Origin of the sequence: Falsihalocynthiibacter sp. SS001 (assembly GCF_042445055.1) — a bacterium.
Taxonomy (GTDB): Bacteria; Pseudomonadota; Alphaproteobacteria; order Rhodobacterales; family Rhodobacteraceae; genus Falsihalocynthiibacter.
On the sequence record NZ_CP170339.1, the window covers coordinates 2,645,272 to 2,664,128 of the forward strand.

Genomic DNA, 18,857 nt, shown 5'->3' on the forward strand with positions numbered 1-18,857 from the left:
TCCACCGGGGCGCATAGTGCGCGCGCCCCGGCAGTTAGTTTCGTGAGTGATGGTAGTATTACTGTGCCAGCTCTACAGCTGTAACGAGTTCTTCTGCGGCTGTCTGAGCGTCATATTCACCGTTAAAATGAGCGGTAACAACGTCATAGATCGCATTTTTTACGGACGCGCGGTTTGCGTGACCGTGGGCTATCGAACCAACCAATGTGTCGTTGGCAGCACCTTCGGCAAGTTCTTGCATACCTTGCTTGCCACATGCGTCGAATGCTTCGTCCGGAACGTCTGTGCGTGCAGGAACGGAGCCTTTGACCACGTTGAATGCCGATTGGAATGCAGGCGACATGATTGAACGTGCCATTTCGGCTTGCGCTGCTTTTGCGTCTTCGTCCGTAACGCCAAACATTGCGAATTGGTCGGAAAGAATCGAGAGCGAGCCTTGCGAACCAGGTACACGGAAGCAAAGAAAGTCATCTCCTGGAACTTTACCCGCGTTCAGGAATTCACCTTTTGCCCAGTCTCCCATAATTTGAAATGCTGCTTCGCCGTTGATGACCATCGCAGATGCAAGGTTCCAGTCGCGACCGGAGAAGTTGTCGTCAACAAAACCGCGCAGTGTTTCCATACGCTCGAAAACTGCCGCGATCTCGTCCGAACCCAGTGCTTCTGGATCAAGCTCGACGAATGCCTTGCGATAAAGATCAACACCACCAACAGACAGAACTACGCCGTCAAAAACCGTGGCTTCCTGCCAAGCTTGACCGCCGTGCGCCAGTGCAGTTTTGCCGCTGTCTTTTACTTTTTGCATTGCCGCTACGAACTCGTCCCAAGTTGTAGGTTGCGCAATGCCGAGCTCTTCGAGAACAGCCTTGTTTGCCCAAACCCAGTTGGAGGAGTGGATGTTCACTGGAGCAGCAATCCATTTGCCATCATGCTTTGAGAATGCTTGCAGTGCGGGCGGAACTACGGCGTCCCAACCTTCCTCGGCGGCTACTAGGTTCAGGTCAGCCAAGGCGCCTTCTTCAGCCCAATCCTGAATGTCAAAACCCAGCATCTGAACGGCGGTCGGTGGATCGCCAGCAGTAACGCGAGCGCGTAGCACAGTCATCGCGCTTTCGCCGCCGCCGCCGGCAACAGGCATATCGTTCCATCCGATACCTTGACCTGCAAGGTCTTCTTTCAATACATTCAGCGCGGCTGCTTCGCCGCCGGAAGTCCACCAGTGCAGCACTTCAACGTCTGCGGCCCTAACGGCAGAAGTCGAAGCCAACAAGGCTGCAACCAGAGTAAGATTTTTAGTTAGTTTACGCATTATGTCCTCCCATGGATTTGCGTTTAGATTATTCCTGAAGAGAAATCAGGCGGGTTTCACCCAAGGCTGACGCGTGCGCCCGATGCGCATAACGACTGATTTCACCTCGAGAAATTCGTCGTAACCGTACTGACCGATTTCACGGCCTTGCCCAGACTGTTTCATTCCGCCAAAAGCAACTTCGGGGAAGCCGTCCATCCAAGTATTTGTCCATACAGTTCCAGCGCGCGCCGAACGAGCAAAAGTTAGACTGTTGTGAATGTTATCGCTCCAAATACCGGCAGAAAGACCGTACTCAGTATCGTTCGCCAATTCGATCGCTTCATCCATCGTTCTAAACGTGAGAACGGTCAGAACAGGTCCAAACACTTCTTCGCGTGCAATTGGCATATCCGCTGAAACACCTCGAATAATTGTCGGCTGGAAAAACTGTGCGCCAATGCCCGGAACGTCCATAGCCTCACCACCGAGACAGACTTCTGCACCGCTTTCCACTGCTTCGCGCACATAGGACTTAATCTTTTCCCTGTGTTCCGGTGTGACGATTGCGCCGACCTGTGTATCGGGGTTTAGCGGATTGCCAAAACGGACTTTGCGCGACAACGCCACAACTTTCGCGACGAACTTGTCCGCGATGTCTTCATGGACAATGATACGGCTGGAGGAGTTACAACACTGGCCCACGTTGAAATAGACGCCAAAAGTAACAGCGTCAGCGGCATCGTCGAGGTCTGCATCTGGGAAGATCACTTGGGCGTTTTTGCCACCCAACTCCAACGCTACTTTCTTAAGCGTGCCAGAAGCCAGTTCAGATATCCGCTTTCCGACTGCGGTAGATCCAGTAAAGGTCACCATATCCACTTCATTGTGTGTGCTCATCTGGCTCCCAACCGGCTGGCCATATCCCAAAACGATATTGCATACGCCATCAGGCAAACCAGCCGCCGAAAGAAGCTCACCCAGCATTGCGGTCGTCGAAGGGGTCATTTCAGATGGCTTCACAACACATGTGCAGCCCGCCGCCAAAGCGAAGGGGAGTTTCTGGCTCAGAATCCAGAACGGGAAGTTCCACGGGGTAATGATCGAAACGACGCCGATTGGCTCTTTCAGAACCACGCCAAGCATATCGTCGCCCAAGGAATTGTGACTATCGCCATGGCTTGTTCGCGCAAGCGACGCAGCATAGCGCCACAAATCAGCGGCACCCGAAACTTCGCCGCGTGATTGCGAGATGGGTTTTCCGGATTCCAGTGTTTCCATCAACGCGAAACGTTCGGTGTTCAGTTCGATCAAATCCGCAACCGTCAAAAGAACTTGAGCGCGTTCCTTTGCGGAAATTCGGCTCCAACGACCATCATCAAATGCTGCGCGCGCTGCCGCAACAGCAGCATTCACATCGCTTTCGCTACCTTTGGCAGCGCGGCTCACGACCACTCCGTGCGACGGCGACACGCGCTCGGAAACAGCACCATCCGCGCTTTCGACGAACTTACCGTTGATAAAATGGCGCAACTCCTGCGGGGTTGCGGGCACCGACAAAGTAGCGTCGGAAATAATAGAAAGGTCTGTCATATCTCAGGCTCCGCTGAATATTGCGTTGCGTTTTTCAAGGAAGGCCGAAACGCCTTCGTTGCGATCGTCGCTTGCCGAAATCGCCGCAGATCCAAGCGCTTCGATCAGTGCGGCTGAATCTTCGCCAGCGCCAGCATGCAACATATATTTGTCGATCTCGGTCGCACGAGGCGACAAGACCAACGCCTTTTCCGCGATCTCAAGCGCGGCGGCGCGTGGGTCGTCGGCAATCTCGGCGGCGAAGCCAAGTGCCAATGCACGGTCCGATGTTAAACGACGCCCGAACAAGGCCATTTCCTTTACAACAGGCTCGGGCAACAGCCGTGAAAGTCGTTGTGTCCCCGACCAGCCGGGAACGATCCCGACTTGTGCTTCGGGAAGCGCAAGTGTTGCACGTGGTGCCATCACACGGATGTCACAGGCCGCCGCGAGCTCAAGCCCACCACCAAACGCATGGGCACCCACTGCCGCAATGGTTGGCTTAGAAAGTCGCGCGAGGCGATCAAAAACTCGGTGTCCCTCTCGCACCCAAAGGCGGGCGAACTCGGACGGAGACAATTCCCCCCACTCCGAAATATCTGCACCCGCACAGAAGGCCTTGGCTGTCTCTGCTGTGAGTACCACTACGCGAACGGAAGGGGTTCGCTCAATCTCGGCACAATGTGCTTCCAAAGACTGGAGCATTTTTACCGTCAACGCGTTGAGCTTGGACGGGTTGTCCAATTTAATTTCGGCTATAGGGCCGTTGATAAGAAGGTGTACCGAACTCATAGCGTGAGCCCCATAGGCTTATCTTGTAACAGTGACAGGGGCATAAATTTCGCATCATCAGCGATTGTGACCCGCCCCTTTGAAGCGTCGACAATGTCACGCTGTGGATCAATGCCCGGCATAATCTCAACGGCGACCAGTCCCTTGTCCCCAAGCCGCATCACGCAACGCTCTGTGATATATAGGATATCCTGCTTTTGCGCACGAGCCCGACGACCGGCAAATGTCACATGCTCAACTGCCTCAACCATCTTGGTGAATTTTCCGGGAGACTTAACAATCAGTCCTTCTGGCGTGATATCCAAGTCGGCGCCGGCTTCAAAATATCCTGAGAAAACAATCATAGGGGCATGGGAAGTAATGTCTACAAAGCCGCCGCACCCTGCCGTTAGGTAGGGCTTCTTACCCAATTTTGAGACGTTAACATTGCCGTCAATATCAACTTCCATAAACGACAGGAAGGACACATCAAAGCCGCCGCCCTGAAAATAGGTAAACTGGCTGGGTGATGGCATAAACGCATCGGCGTTTGACGCACAACCAAAGGCAAACCCAGTTAACGGCATGCCACCCACTGCGCCTTGTTCGATTGCCCAAGTTACGTCTCTAGCAAAGCCTTCTTCCAAAAGGATGCGTGGCACAACTGCCGAAATTCCGAAACCCAAATTCGCTGTCTGCCCACGCTTGAGCTCCATCGCAGCGCGACGAGCTATGACCTTTTCAACGCTCATCGGCGCCTGCGTAAAGCTTTCCCAGCTGCGCATAATCTGGCCCGAGATTGCAGGATCATAGTCGGTTTCGGTCGTCTGGCGTTGATCCGGGTCGATGACGATCAAATCCACTAGGTGTCCGGGAACTCGCACATCGTGCGGACGCAGAGTTCCCGTTGCAGTTACCCGTTTGACTTGAGCTATGACGAGTCCACCGTGATTGCGTACGGCAATTGCCTGATCCAAGCCACCAAGATAGGCCCCCTCATGCTCATAAGTGAGGTTCCCATGTTCATCTGCGGTGGTTGCGCGCAGAATCGCAACATTCGGGACAATATTTGGAAAATGAAGCCAAGTCTCGCCAGCCATTTCTTGACGATGCACGACCGGCTCCGCGGCCGCCGCATCATTCATCGCGCAACCTTCGCGGATCGGGTCCACAAATGTTTCGAGACCGACTTTGGTAAGAACACCTGGCCGACGTGCGGCCACGTCACGATGCATGTCATACATAATCCCAGAGGGGACATTATAGGCCTTAATGCGGTTCTCGACGATCATCTTCCAAATTTCGGGCATAGGCTTCGACGAAGGGCCGGAAGGATATGAGCCAGCAATGATCCGCGACAACATCCCCTCTCGCGCTATATGGTCAATACCTTTGATGCCATAGAGGTCGCCAGCGGCAATTGGGTGAAGTGTCGTAAGGTTTTGCGGATGATTTTCGGCGGCAAATCGCTCCCCCATCGCGCGCAAAACAAGATCCGGACACCCCAAGCCAGAAGAGGAAGAAACCGATATAACATCGCCATCATTGATCGAGGCAACCGCGTCCTTTGCGGAAACAACCTTAGACATGATGTTACCTCCCTAGATCTCCGCTTCGCTCCACTGGCGAAACTGGAACGTTCCATTTTGTGATTCTGTTTTAGTGGAACGTTCCAAGAATGCAATAAGATTCTGGAGAGCAGCGGAACATTTTAGGTCAGTCCGCCTGTGCCGCGTGACCCATTGCGGCAAGTGCGGTTTTGAAATGGCGGGTCATCGCGGCCATTGCAGCATCTGGATCTTTTTCACGGATTGCCTGAGCGATCGCTCGGTGACAATCCTGAATCCTGAGAAGATCATCACCCGCGCTTTGCGAAAGTCGTCCCTCAGAAATTGACTCGATGATAGTTTGCCGCATTGGGCGGATCACATAGTCATAAAGCGAGTTATCGGTCGCTTCTGCAATTGTCAGATGGAACGCGAAATCAAGTTCGACAAACCGGTCCACATCGCAAATCGACTGCTCCATCTCTTCGCAAAGCTCTTCTAGCCGAGCCGCCTGCTCATCGGTACGACGCTCAGCGGCAAGGCGCGCTGCAGAGAGTTCGATGTCTTGCCGCACTTCAAGAATTTTCGGTATTGTTATCTGTTCGGTTGCAAGACCGTAGGAAAACGAAGACGCAAGAAAATCAGGGTCAAGCTCTCCGACCCGAGCACGCCGACCATTGGAAATCTTAATAATCCCGCCACCCGCAAGATAGCCCAGCGCACTTCGGATAACGGGGCGACTGACACCCGCCATCTCACACAGCTCTGCTTCTGAGGGGATCTCAGCACCAGGCGCCATCCGCTCGTCTTTGATATGGTCGATGATACGCTCAGCAACCTGAAGATACATTGGACGCCTGTCGATATCGCTCATCCCGTTGGGCATTATGGCTATATTCTCCTCAGGCTTTCGCTTCGTTCAGTTCTGCCAACTCCCGTAGCACGTCGCCGGTATGTTGACCAGCTTGTGGCGGGGGCGTTGACGCTCTCGGGGCTGCGTTAGTGCGCACAGCGCAACCGACCAATTTCAAATCGCCGGAAACCGGATGAGGAACATCTACGACCATTCCGTTGGCCGCTGCTGCTGAAGCATTTAGCGCCTCGGCGGGGGTTCGGATTTCGGCACATAGAATACCTTGAACTTCGAGCGCAACCAGCCATTCCTCGGTTGTTTTTGTCAGAAGACGAGCTGTAATTTCACTTCGCAGCGCCTTACGGTTTTCGTATTGCAATACGGGCGTCGCAAACTCATCCCGTTGCGTCAAATCCGGAAGTTCTAACCCTTTACAAATGAGTTGGACAGGATTGTCAGTGAACACGGGGGAAATCTCGATATAGCCGTTCGCTGTTTTCCAAGCGTGCGGAAGCGATTTCTCGGCCAGTGTCAAATTTACGTCGCCGGCGTCATCCGTGTCTGGGTTCATCGCGCGCGGCCCGTCCCAGACATGCGCGGTTAATGCAGCGCTGTGCAGGTCGGTGAATACTTGCACACCTTTCCCCGTACTCGCGCGCGAAACGAGCCCCGCGAGAATGGCGTTGCAAAGGATCATACCAGCGAGGTGGTCCACAGAGATTGTCGGAGTTTGTGGTAGCGCGTCAGGTTTCGCCTCGGAGAAGAGGCCGCCTTCGGCTGCTGCCATTTGCGCGTGCCCCGCTCTACCACGCTCGGCATCTGGTCCTTTTTCGCCCCAACCCGATGCCGACGCATGGATAATACGTGGGAAACGTTTGTGAAGCGTTTCAAAATCGATCCCCATTTTCTTGTCCACACCGGGCCGAAAGTTATGAACAACTACGTCCGCTGTTGCCAATAGCGCATCAAGCGACGCCTGCCCATCATCACTTTTCAAGTCAAAGACAACTGAACGCTTGTTGCGATTCAAACCCGCAAACGGCAGGCTTACACCGTCGATGAATGGCCCCCATGCGCGCGACCAATCTCCGCGACCGGGACGCTCAATCTTGATAACGTCTGCGCCCAAGTCGGCCAACATTAGCGTGGCCACAGGCCCCTGCCAAACGTGGGTGAAATCAATTACGCGAATGCCTTTGAGCAGGTCGTACACAGGTCAGTTTCCTTTGTAGTCGGGCGAACGTTTTTCGAGGAAAGCCGCCAGCCCTTCGGCGCCGTCCTCTGTAGATTTTGTGAAGCCGCCAGCGAGGCTTTCCAATGTGGCCATCAGTTGTAAACCGGAAGCGCCTTCTGCCAGTTGCTTTGCAACTTCCACGGCGATCGGAGCGTTGGCTGCAATTTCGCCAGCAATTTCATTTGCGCGTTGCATCAAGGCGGCAGGTGCTACGGTTTCGGTCACCAGCCCCCAAGCCTCAGCCTTTGCAGCATCAATGGCCGTACCAGTGTACATCATTTGCCGCGCACGAGCCGGGCCAATCAGTTTAGGCAAGCGTTGTGATCCTCCCCAACCTGGAACCGTACCGATCTTAACCTCGGGTGCTGCGAATTTCGCAGTATCAGCAGCGATGCAAAAATCAAGCGCAAGCGCCAACTCCAAGCCGCCACCGAAACAGAACCCATTGATCGCGCCGATAGTAGGTACACGTAGTGCTGAAAGTCGGTCGATCAACACATGCCCGCCGCGCACCCATTCGCGCCAAGTCATTACCGGATTTTGTTCAGCGAAGGCACCGATATCAGCGCCTACGCAAAAGCTTTTGCCCGTTGACGTTAGGATCACCGCGCGGATATCGCGGCTTTCCTCAACTCGGGTGATGGCGTCTGACAACGCCGATGTCATTGCCAAATCAATCGCGTTCAGCTTCTCCGGACGGTTCAGCGTGATTGTGAAAACGCCGTTCTCGAGATAGGTATCTATCCGCGTGTCAGACATACGCTAATTACTCCGTACCTGCAGCCAAAAGCGCAGAACCCGTGCCCCATGGGCGGTGGCCAGTTTCGATGCACTCATAGCCATCAGGGTCCTGCCAGCGCAACCAAGTTTCGCCGGACACCTGCAGGAGTTCGCCCTGTTCGGTGAAATACTGACGCGTACCATCCCAACACTTATCAAATGCCGGTTTGAAATCGCCCAGATCAACACCCTTAGATGCCGCAAGCTGTGCGGCATAGGCAAACAAGAGACCAGCCGAAGATTCTTCGTAGGAATCTGGGCGTTCAAGCTGAGTACGCCACATGCCGTTCTCGATCTGAAGCGTCCAGATCTCTGCATACATCCGTTGCAGACGTTCCTTAACCTGTGTGTTCACAGGTTCTGGAACACGATCGGCGATTTCAGCCAGCGTCATTACGATCCAACCGTTACCTCGCCCCCAATAGCCGGGGCTGGTTTCGCCAGTTTCCGGATTGAACGACTGGTGGAAGAGTTCCGAGCCTTTAGCGGCTAGATACTTGAGGTGGATTTCAAGCTGTTTAATGGCCTCTTCACGGTAACGCTCGTCTCCGGTGAGTTCAGAAGCGGCAACAAGACCGGGAATGGAATAGTAAACCGTATCGGCAAAGAGCCAAGGAATATCCTCGGTGTGCTTCAATCCTTTGACGGATGTGCGCTGCGCTTTGTCCACAACAAAATCGCCGATGTATTTGGCCATTTCGACAAGGCGTTCGTCTTTGGTTTCGTCATAGAGTGACTTGGCCAAAAGCATGATACCCCAGCTTCCGCAGAAATGCGTAACAGGAACACCCTGCTTGATTTCAAGCGCATCGCGCCAGTGATCGTGAGTAGAAAGCCCGCCTTTCAAGTGCCCATCAACCCAGCCGACAACGGTGTCGATGTAAGTTTGATTGCCAGTTTTCTTGCCGAACTCCAACAGGCCAAACATGGCCAGCGCTTCACCCCAGTCGGTGATGATGTCGGTGTTTGCAGTATCCTGTACCAGACGGTCCGCTATACGTGCGGCCAGTTCGTCGTGGGAAAGGTTTGTATCGTTGTCGAGCATGGTTCAAAAGACCCCATATTTTTCAAAAGCTTCAGTTGCATCCATTCCGTTCAAGATGGCCTCGCGAACGTTACCTTCGGTGGCTTGCTTGGCAAGTGCCTGTTCGATCACTTCGTCGACGATGTCAGCGGGGATCGCCAGTACACCATCAATATCGCCAACAAGGTAATCACCGGTGGATACAGTTACGGCACCAAATTCTACGCTGCAGCGATAGTCGATTACGCGGCCTCGAACCCGCTGATCCTGAGCATATGAACCGTGGCTGAATACCGGATAATCCATATCCAAAATACCGTGAGTGTCGCGGATGTAGCCGTTCAAGACAGCTCCAGTAGACCCTTTGCGTTGCGCAAGGGTTGTCATAAGTTCACCCCACATCGCACATGGCAGGTTTGCACCAGTGGCAAGATAGATCTCACCTGGTTTCAGGTCATCAATCGCCTCGAACATTTTGCCGAATGGCTCTGCGTCGTCATAGACGGCCGCTTCTAGAACCGGCATCGCACGGCCGACCATTTTGTCGGATTGGCGCACAGGGCGAATGTTTGGTGGCAGAAACTGGTGGCGACGGCCCATTGCATCAAGAATGTCGCCCAGTAGCGCGGTGCTCAGCTTGTCGCGGAGGACATTTACTCGAGCCGAGTCATCTTTTGTCATTACGATTTCCTTTGTTTTTTGTCATTTGCCGAACGCATCAAAGAAGCACTGACGGCAGAAAAAGGGTGATTTTCGGGAATATGATCAGCAAGAATAGGATAAGAAGCATTACGCCAATCAGTAGCAAAGTATCGGCCAGCGCATCCTCAACCTCGATCCCACCAATGGTGGAGGCAAGGAACAAACAGAGACCATAAGGCGGCGTCACCAAGCCGATCGAAACAGACACTGTCGCGATAATACCGTATTGCACGGGATCAATTCCGAGTGCGGCAATCGATGGTAGGAAAATGGGGCCAATGATGATGGCCACAACAAGCCCGTCGAGGAAAGTACCAAGTACCAGGAATGTTAGCGAAATAGCGGCCAGTAACAGGATCGGCTGGTTAATTGTAGAGGATAGTTGGGCGATCTCATACGGAACGCGGTAATAGGCCAACATCCAACCGAACACGCCGGCGGTGGCAACACAGAATAGCGAAAGGCTTGATATTCGAACCGTGTCGAGAAGTACCTTTCCGATATTCGAAGCTCCGATTGTGCGGTAGACAACCACGCCGAGGAACAACGCATAAAGAACGGCCAGGATCGATGCTTCAGTTGGGGTAAAGATCCCAAACATGATGCCGCCCAAAATAATTGCCGGCATTGCCAGTGGCAGAAGTGCTCTACGGGTGTTCTCCGCAATCTCTGGCAACTTCTGGCGTGGCTCGGTCGGATACCCGCGACGACGAGCGAGATAGGCAATCAAACCCATCTGACCAAGGCCAACCATAATACCGGGGATGATACCACCCGCGAAGAGCGCAGAAACAGATGTCCCTGTTATCGCGCCCCAGACGACCATAACGAGGCTCGGCGGAATGATGATCCCCATCACGGAGGACGCGGCAGTGACCGCAACCGAGAACGGCGCGTCATAACCTTTTTCACGCATTGCGGGGATCAAAACGCTCCCCACGCCGGCGGTGTCAGCGGTGGATGAGCCGGAAATACCAGCAAACAACATCGACACAAGCACGTTCACATGTGCCAACCCACCTCGTAAGTGACCAACAAAACCGTAGGCCATTGCGACCAAACGCTCGGTCACACGCGCCTCGTTCATCAAGTTCCCCGCTAACAGGAAAAATGGAACAGCCAGAAGCAGGAAACTATCGAGTGAGTTGTAAGATCGGTGCACAACGATGCCGAAATCCAGACGCGGATCAAACACGATCAATGGCAGAGTCGAGATCGCAAGCGAGAAAGCCACCGGTACGCCCAATAGAACCAGCGAGATCAACCCGCCAATCAAAATGATTACTTCGATAGACATATCAGAGTCCTAAGTCGGAGGGGTCAGTGTCTGGCTGTTCCTTCTGGAACGGCTGCACAATGAGAAACAGGCACATCAAGAGGCCCGAAACGAAGATGGCGGCAAATGTCCAGGCCAGCGGCAGGCCCGTCACCAGCGAAACGCGGGACATGCCTCGAACGGCGAAGTGCCAGCCCTCAAAGACAAAGATCAACGCGAGAGTTCCAATAGCTGCGATCTTGAGAAATCTGGCTGCGGCGCCCAGTTTGCCGGGGAGTTTACGCGCAAGTGACCCAATCGCAAAATGCGATTTCTCGGCCACCCCGAGCGCCGCACCCAGCATTACCATCCAGACGAACAAACCTCGCGAGGCCTCTTCAGTCCATCCAAACGATCCCGAAATTCCGAGTTGCCGATAGATGACCTGTATTGAGACAAATACAACAAGAATTGACAAAACCGTCATCAGCGCCAGCCTAAGAGCTTTCAAAACCAGTGTCATGACGTCCTCCTGTTTGGTAGTAGTTGGTAAGTAGAAGTTCGGGGCGCCCCATGCCGCCCCGAACTAGAAATTTATTCTACTGCCTGGATTTCAGCGACAGTTGCAGCAAGGCCATTTGCCTCGAGTACTGGCGCAAGTGCTTCGGCTACAGTTGCCTGGAACTGTTCTTTGTCGATGTCTTGAGCTTCTGCACCGAGCGACGTTGTCAGCTCAGTAAGAATTTGCAGATCAAGACCATGCTCGATTTCGCGTTGCATCGCAGCAGCTTCGGCACCAGCAGTACGAACGGCTTCTTGCTGTTCTGGCGACAGACGCTCCATTGTTTTGGCAGAGAAGATGAACGGACGTGTAACGATTTCGTGCTGTGTCAAAGTAATGTATGGCGCTTGCTCATAGAACTTCATGCGCTTTACCCACTCTGGCTCGTTTTCCAGACCATCAACAACACCAAGCTGCAAACCGTTGTAGATTTCGCCATAGGCCATCACAGTTGGCTGGATGCCAATGCTTCCCCAAGCCGCAGTCAGAACTTCGGTCGGGTGCAGACGCACTTTCAGACCCTTTGCATCGTCAAGAGTAGTTACTTTCTTTGATGTCACAAGGTTCCGAACCGAACCACCAAAATAGCCGAGGATTACAGCGTCTGCCTTTTCCTCGGAAAGCTGGGAGTATTTCGCACCGATGTCGCCATCGACGACGGCCTGCCAGTGGTCATAGTCGCGGAATACGAACGGCACCGCGAATACCTGCATTTCTGGAACGAACTCGGCCAGAATGGAGGGAACAGCTGTGGTCATGTCGATGATACCAGACTGAACTTGTTCGACGCTTTCAGCAAGGTTACCCAGCTGACCGTCTGGATAGATTTCAACGTCCAATTCGCCGTTTGTTAACTCTTTTACACGGTCCGCGAAGTGCTGCATGCCTTGGCCTTGAGCGGTCTCAATAGGACCGATGAGCGAGGCGCGAAGAGTTTCTGCGCTTACGATGCCCGCGCTAATTGTGAGGCTAGCCACCGTTGCGACGGCTGTGAATGTACGTGAGATTTTCATGATATCCTCCCTGGAATCTCGAGTTTAGAGTGCTGTTGCAGTAGCGGGTTCAGTGTTGTTTGAACTGCTTTTCCCTCTGGCGTTCTGGCCCGAAGGAATCACGTTTCGCTTATCACTCGTATATACCTGTATCATAGGTTGATAGCGCGCAAAAGAAGAAATTGGAACGTTCTAATTACTCCTTCCAAGTGTCGTTACATGCTTTGAATTTTCATTCCCTCCATGAAGTGTTTACGCAGCACTACAAAGAGCAGAACAGTTGGAATACTTGCCAGAAGAGCCCCAGTCAGAATGATATTTTCACCTGCGGAAGAGTAGCTTCCCTGGAAAACCTGAAGTGAGTTCATGATGGAACGTACCTCAACGCTGTTCCCCAAAACTGTCGAGAACAACAGGTCATTCCAAATCCATGTAAACTGAATAAGAAACACGGCTGTTAAGGGGCCGATTGTGTTCGGCAGGATAATGCGCAGAAACACTTGAAACTCGGTTGCTCCGTCAATTCGTGCTGCAAGGTCCACGTCTTTTGGGATCGAGTTCATAAAGTTACGAAGCACCAGCGTTGGGAACGGGATACACACCGCGGTATAGAACAGACACATACCCAGTCTCGTATTCAGAATGCCCCAATCTTGGTACATGAAGAATAATGGAATTAAGAACATCTGAAACGGAAACAACGTCCCTGAGAAGATAACAAGAAACCAAAGGTTCTTGTTTTTGAACTCAAACCGCGAGAGGCCAAACGCCGCCATTGCGGCAAAGAGGATCGCCAGTGTAGCGCCAACCGTGCCGTAGAGGATCGAGTTTACAAACCCCTGCCCCATTTTGGCCTGTGACCACGCAGCCAAGACATTGTCGACAATCGGAGCAACACCCTGTGGAAGCGCAAGCGGATGGCTTGCCGCGTATTCTGGTGTCGATTTAAAAACCGACACCATCAGATAGTAGAAGGGTATCAACCAGATCAGGCTGACAAGGAAGCCGATAATCAGCAGACCTTTGCCTTTTGTCGGTTTCTTGTGTTGGGCGGCGATAATCGCCTCGTAATCAATGGCCGCATCAGACATTAGTGAATCCTCTTGTCGACATATTGTTGCACCCAGGCCTGAACCCATGTGACCGCCAAAACCACGATCCCCATGGTGACTGCCACCGCTGAACCAAAGGCCCAGTTGCCTTTCTGGAAGGCCTCGAAATACATGAACACGGCCAGTGAAAGTGTGCGTTGGCGTGGATAGTCGCCTCCCATGACCCAAAGAAGGTCAAAGGCAGTGAAACCGGCAAGGACAGATAGGATTGTAACCACAAGGATGGTTGGCATGAGCAAAGGCAAAGTGATGTGCCAGAAAATCTGGAAGCGTGTTGCTCCATCGATCTGAGCTGCCTGAATCGGGTCTTTCGGAATAGCGGCAAGGCCTAGGATCAACAGCACCATCGACAGACCGACCGTTTGCCACAAAAAGGCAACAACGATTGAAGGTGTCACAGTGCCGGCCTCATAAAGCCAGCCGGTATCGGTTTCGCCGCCAGTGAACAGCCCGATAAAATAGTTCAGGATTCCATCCGGCGCATAGACATAGTACCAGAGGATCCCCACAGCCGTCGGAGCAAGAATCCGCGGCAGAAAGATAACGTTCTTGAAAAAACCCGATAGAGGCGCGTTGCGAAAGAGCAGCGCAAATCCAAGCCCGATAACCAAAGGAAATACAATCGACGCAACAACCCAGATGCCTGTATTTGTCAGGGCATCCATGAAAAACGGGTTGGTCGACATTTTTTGATAGTTCGCCATACCGGCAAACTCGTCCCACCCCTTGAACTGCTTCCATTTTGTGAAGCTGGTCCAAACGTTATAGACAACGGGCACCAATAGCACACCGATCACAAGAATAAGCGCAGGCGCCATAAACAAAGCAGCGCGCATCAGGTTCCGGCGCTCGACTTGCTTTTCGCGGGCGCGGATATTTTTGAGGCCGATGGACGCGATGATCTCGGCATCCCGCTCTTCACGGCTTAGGTTGATCGTGGACGCGATGGTCATGCCTTCTCCCCAAGGTAGGATCCGGCCACGAAGAATACCCGTGGCCGGCATGGTTCTAGTTTATTGGTCAGCCCAGTATTCAGCGTTCAGAGCCTGGATGTTGGCCATAACTGCCTCGGCCTGCTCCATTGTCGGGTCGAGCATGAACGAGTTGAACTCGGCAACCAGCTCACCTTGCAACTGAGCAGGTACAAGCTCCCACCAGCGCAGGACTGCGGATGCGCCCATCTCGTTGATCGAGGCATCCAGCGACGACAGGATCTCATTCGGCGCTTCTGCGTTCACATTGCCGATCGAGTTGCCCGAAGCAGCACCCCAAACATTGGCGCCATCGGCCGACATCCAGTATTCAGCGGCTTTGATGTAGGCTTCGTCCTGACCGGCTTCTGTCGAGAATACGATCGGGCTGCCTTCCACGATGACCGCGGGCGGGATCGAGGCATCGACGTTGGGCATCACAAAGGCACCCATTTTCACGATTGGCAGGTTGTTCGATTCAAGAAGACCAATCGCCCAGTCACCGATCAGGTACATACCCGCGCCACCGGCTGCAAAGTCTTCGATCTCGCGGTTCGAGCGAACATCTGTGAACCAACCTTTTGCGAACAGCTCAGACCAGAGTTGGAACACTTCGCGGATTTCGTCGCTGTCGTATGCAAGTTCGCCAGTGTGGATTTTGGCATAGGCATCCGGATTGGTACGCAGGAGAAGTTCCTGGAACCAGATGAACCCGCGCCAGCCGTCCTGAACTGTAGCGGCGAATGGTGTATGGCCAGCAGCCTTCAGCTTCTCGGCAACCATTTCAAGATCAGCCCAAGTCGCAGGCGCTTCAACGCCAACTTCCGCAAAGATATCTTTGTTAAAGAGAACCGCCCATTTCCCAATATGCATCGGCAGGCCGTAAGGTTTGCCATCTACGCTGAACAGGTCAGCTGTGCTTGCAGGGAAGTCGCCGGAATCGATAGCTGTCTTCCAAACATCATCCAATGGTGCAATTTTGCCTGTCGCAACAAGGTCATTCAGGCTCTGCCCGCCCCACCAAGAGAACATTTCCGGTGCCTTGCCGCTGGCAATCGAGCTTTGTACGAATGCTTTGTACTGCTCGGCCGAAGAATATGGGCTTTCGGCGATCTTGACGCCGGTAGCCGCTTCAGAAGCGTCGCCAACCTTGGCAAGCGCTTCGGACCAGAAGCCCTTATCGTGATAGAACAACACCTCTTCGGCCATCGCCGTGGTGCCTTGCAGGGCAACACCCAAGCACAATGCCGGGGCAAGCTTTCTTAGACTGATCATAATCAACTCCTCCTATTGGGACCGTCTTGTTTTTTATTGTGCAGTTAAAGCCGCTTGCCTGTTGCCGGGTCGAAGAAGTGGACCTTCGACAAGTCAAACAGACAGGTAATCTCTTCACCGACCTGCACTGAGCGCGGGTCGTACATACGTGCAATCAGCTCGGTTTTTCCGATTTGACAGAAGATCAGTGTTTCGTTGCCAAGCATCTCGGTCAGCGAAACACGCGCCTTGACTTCATGAGCTTCGGCGAACGGCATCCCGTGACCAACCGGCTGGATATTCTCAGCGCGAAGGCCGACCGAAACCGGACCAGGGCGCACATGCGCCGCGCGACTTCCCAACGGGAATTTCAGATCGCCGCTATTAAAATGGCCATCAGATATTTCACCTTCGATAAATGTCATCTTGGGCGAGCCGATGAACCCTGCAACGAATTTGTTGGCCGGGGAGTTATAAAGCTCGAGCGGCGTACCGACCTGCGCGATGCTTCCGCCATCCATAACGACGATCTGATCTGCAAGCGTCATCGCCTCGACTTGATCATGTGTCACATAAATCGTGGTTGCGCCAAGACGTTGCTGGATGCGCTTAATCTCAACCCGCATCTGGTTGCGAAGCATCGCATCAAGATTTGAAAGCGGCTCATCAAACAGAAACACTTTCGGTTCGCGCACAATCGCACGCCCCATTGCAACCCTCTGCCGCTGACCACCGGACAGCGCAGACGGACGGCGCTCAAGGTAAGGACCAAGCTCCAGAATGTCTGCTGCACTTCGCACGCGTTGTTCGATTTCGGATTTACCGAGCTTTGACAATCGCATTGAGAACGCCAAATTCTCGGCAACCGTCATATGCGGGTAGAGCGCGTAGGATTGGAACACCATCGCAATTCCGCGCTTCTGTGGGGCAAGGTTGGTGGCAACGCTGCCGCCAATGTGAATATCTCCGGAACTGACGCCCTCAAGACCGGCTATCATCCGCAAAGTGGTGGACTTGCCGCAACCCGAAGGGCCGACAAACACCACGAAGCTCTCATCTTTGATTTCGAGATCGATGCCGCGAACCGCGACGTGGCTGCCGTAGACCTTTACGAGTTGATCTAACTGAACAGTTGCCATGCGTCCTCCCAAACTGTCGCTGTTGCGTAACCTGTATCATAGGTATACTGTCATTCAGTAGGAACGCAAGCGCGCAAACCTAGATTTTCTAACTTTTGCCGCAACAATCTGAAACTAAACCGCTTTTTGAGTGCTGGGAGGAACCAGAATTGAAGAACACAGAATATGATGTCATCATTGTCGGCGGCGGATCGGCCGGATGCACCCTTGCAGGACGACTGAGCGAAGATCCGGATCGGCGAGTTTTGCTGATCGAAGCAGGCGGTGGAGACAGACATCCATACATCCGAATGCCCGCTGGTTTTGCCAAGCTTACGTATGGTTTTTCGAGCTGGGATTTCCATACAACCCCGCAGAGCGCGTTTGATGGCCGGACGCTTTTCTATCCGCAAGGGCGCGTTCTGGGTGGCGGGTCATCGATCAACGCCCAGATATATATTCGCGGCAACGCAGGCGACTATGACCGCTGGCGTGACAGTGGATGTCAGGGCTGGGGATATGACGATGTTCTACCATATTTCCGCAAATCCGAAAGCAATCAGGTTTTCGCGAACGATTTTCACGGTAACGATGGCCCGTTATCGGTATCAAATCCGGTGAATACAAAGCCGGTATCCGCAGCATGGATTCGCGCCTGTCAGGAGTTCGGCATCCCCTACAACCCTGATTTCAATGGTGCCACCCAAGCGGGCGTCGGGTACTTTCAACTTACGCAACGAAATGCCGAAAGATGCAGCGCGGCAGACGCCTATCTTCACCCGGCCCGCGGACGCAAGAACCTCACAGTTGTCAAAAATCATGTTGTCGCCAAGGTGATAGTCTCGGAAGGGCGCGCTGTGGGCGTTGAACTTTGTAACAACAGGGGCGGCAACAAACACACCGTCAATGCAAGCCACAAGGTCATTATGGCGGCCGGTGCGATTGGCTCTCCGACAGTCCTTTTGCGGTCGGGGGTCGGCCCATCAGCCGACCTAAAGAAGCTCGGGATCTCGTCGGTTGCGGATCTTCCTGGCGTTGGCCAGAACCTCCAAGACCACATGGACGTGAATGTCATTTGCGAACTCAAAGGCAATGAAAGCTACGATTCCTATAACAGACTCCATAAAACGGCCTCAGCAGGCCTTCAGTACATGTTGTTCCGTAATGGCCCCGCAGCATCCAATCTGATTGATGCAGGTGGTTTCTGGTTCGTTGACGAGAACGAAAAGGACCCAGACTTGCAATTCCATTTCGTTCTGGGAGCAGGTGTCGAAAAAGGGCAGCCGGGAATTAGTGGAGACGGCGTAACACTTCACCCAACAATCCTGCGTCCCAAATCGCGTGGCTCTGTAACTCTCAAAGACTCCAGCCCGCTTTCACAGCCAGTCATCGACCCTAAGCTTTGGGATCATCCCTATGATGTCGAAATGGGCATTAAGGCTTTCCGTATCGGCCGCGAGATCATGCGGCAGCCAGCGCTGGAACCGTTTGTAAAAGCCGAGCGCATTCCCGGTCCAGAGCTTGAGACTGACGAACAGATCATCGCCCATGCAAAGAAATGGTCAAAAACCGGTTATCATCCAACTTGCACATGCAAAATGGGTCAGGACGACATGGCAGTTGTCGACCCAGCGCTCAATGTCCATGGAATCGAGGGGCTGATGGTTGCTGACAGCTCGATTATGCCGAGCCTTGTGTCGGGAAACACCAACGCGCCAACAATTATGATAGCCGAACGAGCCTCCGAGTTCGTAAACAGAGCCTAACAACAAGGAAAGGGGCTAGGCTTGCTGCCCTGCCCCTTATCGAACACGTTCCCAAT

17 protein-coding genes are annotated in these 18,857 nt (G+C 53.3%); 1 reads left to right on the forward strand and 16 read right to left on the reverse strand.

The window, feature by feature from the left end; all coding sequences use genetic code 11:
- Positions 1-58: 58 nt before the first annotated feature.
- From ACFE33_RS12675 to ACFE33_RS12750, 16 genes are all read right to left on the reverse strand, one after another.
- A complete protein-coding gene (locus ACFE33_RS12675; RefSeq protein WP_380054015.1) occupies positions 59-1,309 on the reverse strand; it encodes an ABC transporter substrate-binding protein in 1,251 nt (416 codons plus the stop codon).
- A gap of 45 nt (positions 1,310-1,354) precedes the next feature.
- On the reverse strand, positions 1,355-2,881 hold the full coding sequence (locus ACFE33_RS12680; RefSeq protein ID WP_380054017.1) for an aldehyde dehydrogenase family protein: 1,527 nt from the start codon (positions 2,879-2,881) through the stop codon (positions 1,355-1,357).
- 3 nt (positions 2,882-2,884) lie between these two features.
- Complete coding sequence (locus ACFE33_RS12685; protein ID WP_380054018.1) at positions 2,885-3,652, reverse strand: enoyl-CoA hydratase/isomerase family protein; 768 nt, start codon at positions 3,650-3,652, stop codon at positions 2,885-2,887.
- Positions 3,649-5,220 carry an acyl CoA:acetate/3-ketoacid CoA transferase gene (locus tag ACFE33_RS12690; RefSeq protein WP_380054020.1) on the reverse strand — a complete coding sequence of 524 codons (1,572 nt, stop codon included), beginning with the start codon at positions 5,218-5,220 and terminating at the stop codon, positions 3,649-3,651. The genes ACFE33_RS12685 and ACFE33_RS12690 overlap by 4 nt, the downstream gene beginning before the upstream one ends.
- A gap of 127 nt (positions 5,221-5,347) precedes the next feature.
- Complete coding sequence (locus tag ACFE33_RS12695; RefSeq protein ID WP_380054022.1) at positions 5,348-6,064, reverse strand: FadR/GntR family transcriptional regulator; 717 nt, start codon at positions 6,062-6,064, stop codon at positions 5,348-5,350.
- A gap of 16 nt (positions 6,065-6,080) precedes the next feature.
- On the reverse strand, positions 6,081-7,244 hold the full coding sequence (locus ACFE33_RS12700; RefSeq protein WP_380054024.1) for a CaiB/BaiF CoA transferase family protein: 1,164 nt from the start codon (positions 7,242-7,244) through the stop codon (positions 6,081-6,083).
- A 3-nt stretch (positions 7,245-7,247) separates the two neighbouring features.
- On the reverse strand, positions 7,248-8,024 hold the full coding sequence (locus ACFE33_RS12705) for an enoyl-CoA hydratase/isomerase family protein (protein WP_380054025.1): 777 nt from the start codon (positions 8,022-8,024) through the stop codon (positions 7,248-7,250).
- A 7-nt stretch (positions 8,025-8,031) separates the two neighbouring features.
- The gene (locus tag ACFE33_RS12710; protein WP_380054028.1) at positions 8,032-9,090 is read right to left on the reverse strand and encodes a glycoside hydrolase family 88 protein; all 1,059 of its coding nucleotides are present in this window, start codon (positions 9,088-9,090) and stop codon (positions 8,032-8,034) included.
- 3 nt (positions 9,091-9,093) lie between these two features.
- The gene (locus ACFE33_RS12715) at positions 9,094-9,750 is read right to left on the reverse strand and encodes an RraA family protein (protein ID WP_380054030.1); all 657 of its coding nucleotides are present in this window, start codon (positions 9,748-9,750) and stop codon (positions 9,094-9,096) included.
- A 37-nt stretch (positions 9,751-9,787) separates the two neighbouring features.
- On the reverse strand, positions 9,788-11,068 hold the full coding sequence (locus ACFE33_RS12720; protein WP_380054033.1) for a TRAP transporter large permease: 1,281 nt from the start codon (positions 11,066-11,068) through the stop codon (positions 9,788-9,790).
- 1 nt (position 11,069) lies between these two features.
- Positions 11,070-11,549, reverse strand: coding sequence for a TRAP transporter small permease (locus tag ACFE33_RS12725; protein WP_380054036.1), 480 nt, complete (start codon positions 11,547-11,549; stop codon positions 11,070-11,072).
- 71 nt (positions 11,550-11,620) lie between these two features.
- A complete protein-coding gene (locus tag ACFE33_RS12730) occupies positions 11,621-12,601 on the reverse strand; it encodes a TRAP transporter substrate-binding protein (RefSeq protein WP_380054039.1) in 981 nt (326 codons plus the stop codon).
- 194 nt (positions 12,602-12,795) lie between these two features.
- Positions 12,796-13,671, reverse strand: coding sequence for a carbohydrate ABC transporter permease (locus tag ACFE33_RS12735; protein WP_380054042.1), 876 nt, complete (start codon positions 13,669-13,671; stop codon positions 12,796-12,798).
- Positions 13,671-14,645 carry a carbohydrate ABC transporter permease gene (locus tag ACFE33_RS12740; RefSeq protein WP_380054045.1) on the reverse strand — a complete coding sequence of 325 codons (975 nt, stop codon included), beginning with the start codon at positions 14,643-14,645 and terminating at the stop codon, positions 13,671-13,673. Before ACFE33_RS12740 ends, ACFE33_RS12735 begins: the two co-directional genes overlap by 1 nt.
- A 60-nt stretch (positions 14,646-14,705) precedes the next feature.
- Positions 14,706-15,938 (reverse strand): ABC transporter substrate-binding protein, encoded by a 1,233-nt coding sequence (locus ACFE33_RS12745; RefSeq protein ID WP_380054048.1) that lies wholly within the window; start codon positions 15,936-15,938, stop codon positions 14,706-14,708.
- A 44-nt stretch (positions 15,939-15,982) separates the two neighbouring features.
- Entirely contained in the window at positions 15,983-17,056 is a 1,074-nt protein-coding gene (locus ACFE33_RS12750) for an ABC transporter ATP-binding protein (protein WP_380054051.1), read from the reverse strand.
- A gap of 149 nt (positions 17,057-17,205) precedes the next feature.
- Here ACFE33_RS12750 and ACFE33_RS12755 point away from each other — a divergent pair, with 149 nt between their 5' ends.
- Positions 17,206-18,801: a GMC family oxidoreductase gene (locus ACFE33_RS12755; RefSeq protein ID WP_380054053.1), complete on the forward strand. Its 1,596-nt coding sequence runs from the start codon at positions 17,206-17,208 to the stop codon at positions 18,799-18,801.
- The last annotated feature ends 56 nt before the right edge of the window (positions 18,802-18,857 follow it).

Coding starts and splice junctions, on each gene's coding strand:
- ACFE33_RS12750 (WP_380054051.1), bottom strand. CDS start 17,056: ATGGCAACTGTTCAGTTAGATCAACTCGTAAAGGTCTACGGCAGCCAC.
- ACFE33_RS12690 (WP_380054020.1), bottom strand. CDS start 5,220: ATGTCTAAGGTTGTTTCCGCAAAGGACGCGGTTGCCTCGATCAATGAT.
- ACFE33_RS12720 (WP_380054033.1), bottom strand. CDS start 11,068: ATGTCTATCGAAGTAATCATTTTGATTGGCGGGTTGATCTCGCTGGTT.
- ACFE33_RS12705 (WP_380054025.1), bottom strand. CDS start 8,024: ATGTCTGACACGCGGATAGATACCTATCTCGAGAACGGCGTTTTCACA.
- ACFE33_RS12730 (WP_380054039.1), bottom strand. CDS start 12,601: ATGAAAATCTCACGTACATTCACAGCCGTCGCAACGGTGGCTAGCCTC.
- ACFE33_RS12710 (WP_380054028.1), bottom strand. CDS start 9,090: ATGCTCGACAACGATACAAACCTTTCCCACGACGAACTGGCCGCACGT.
- ACFE33_RS12735 (WP_380054042.1), bottom strand. CDS start 13,671: ATGTCTGATGCGGCCATTGATTACGAGGCGATTATCGCCGCCCAACAC.
- ACFE33_RS12715 (WP_380054030.1), bottom strand. CDS start 9,750: ATGACAAAAGATGACTCGGCTCGAGTAAATGTCCTCCGCGACAAGCTG.
- ACFE33_RS12695 (WP_380054022.1), bottom strand. CDS start 6,064: ATGCCCAACGGGATGAGCGATATCGACAGGCGTCCAATGTATCTTCAG.
- ACFE33_RS12745 (WP_380054048.1), bottom strand. CDS start 15,938: ATGATCAGTCTAAGAAAGCTTGCCCCGGCATTGTGCTTGGGTGTTGCC.
- ACFE33_RS12725 (WP_380054036.1), bottom strand. CDS start 11,549: ATGACACTGGTTTTGAAAGCTCTTAGGCTGGCGCTGATGACGGTTTTG.
- ACFE33_RS12680 (WP_380054017.1), bottom strand. CDS start 2,881: ATGACAGACCTTTCTATTATTTCCGACGCTACTTTGTCGGTGCCCGCA.
- ACFE33_RS12675 (WP_380054015.1), bottom strand. CDS start 1,309: ATGCGTAAACTAACTAAAAATCTTACTCTGGTTGCAGCCTTGTTGGCT.
- ACFE33_RS12685 (WP_380054018.1), bottom strand. CDS start 3,652: ATGAGTTCGGTACACCTTCTTATCAACGGCCCTATAGCCGAAATTAAA.
- ACFE33_RS12740 (WP_380054045.1), bottom strand. CDS start 14,645: ATGACCATCGCGTCCACGATCAACCTAAGCCGTGAAGAGCGGGATGCC.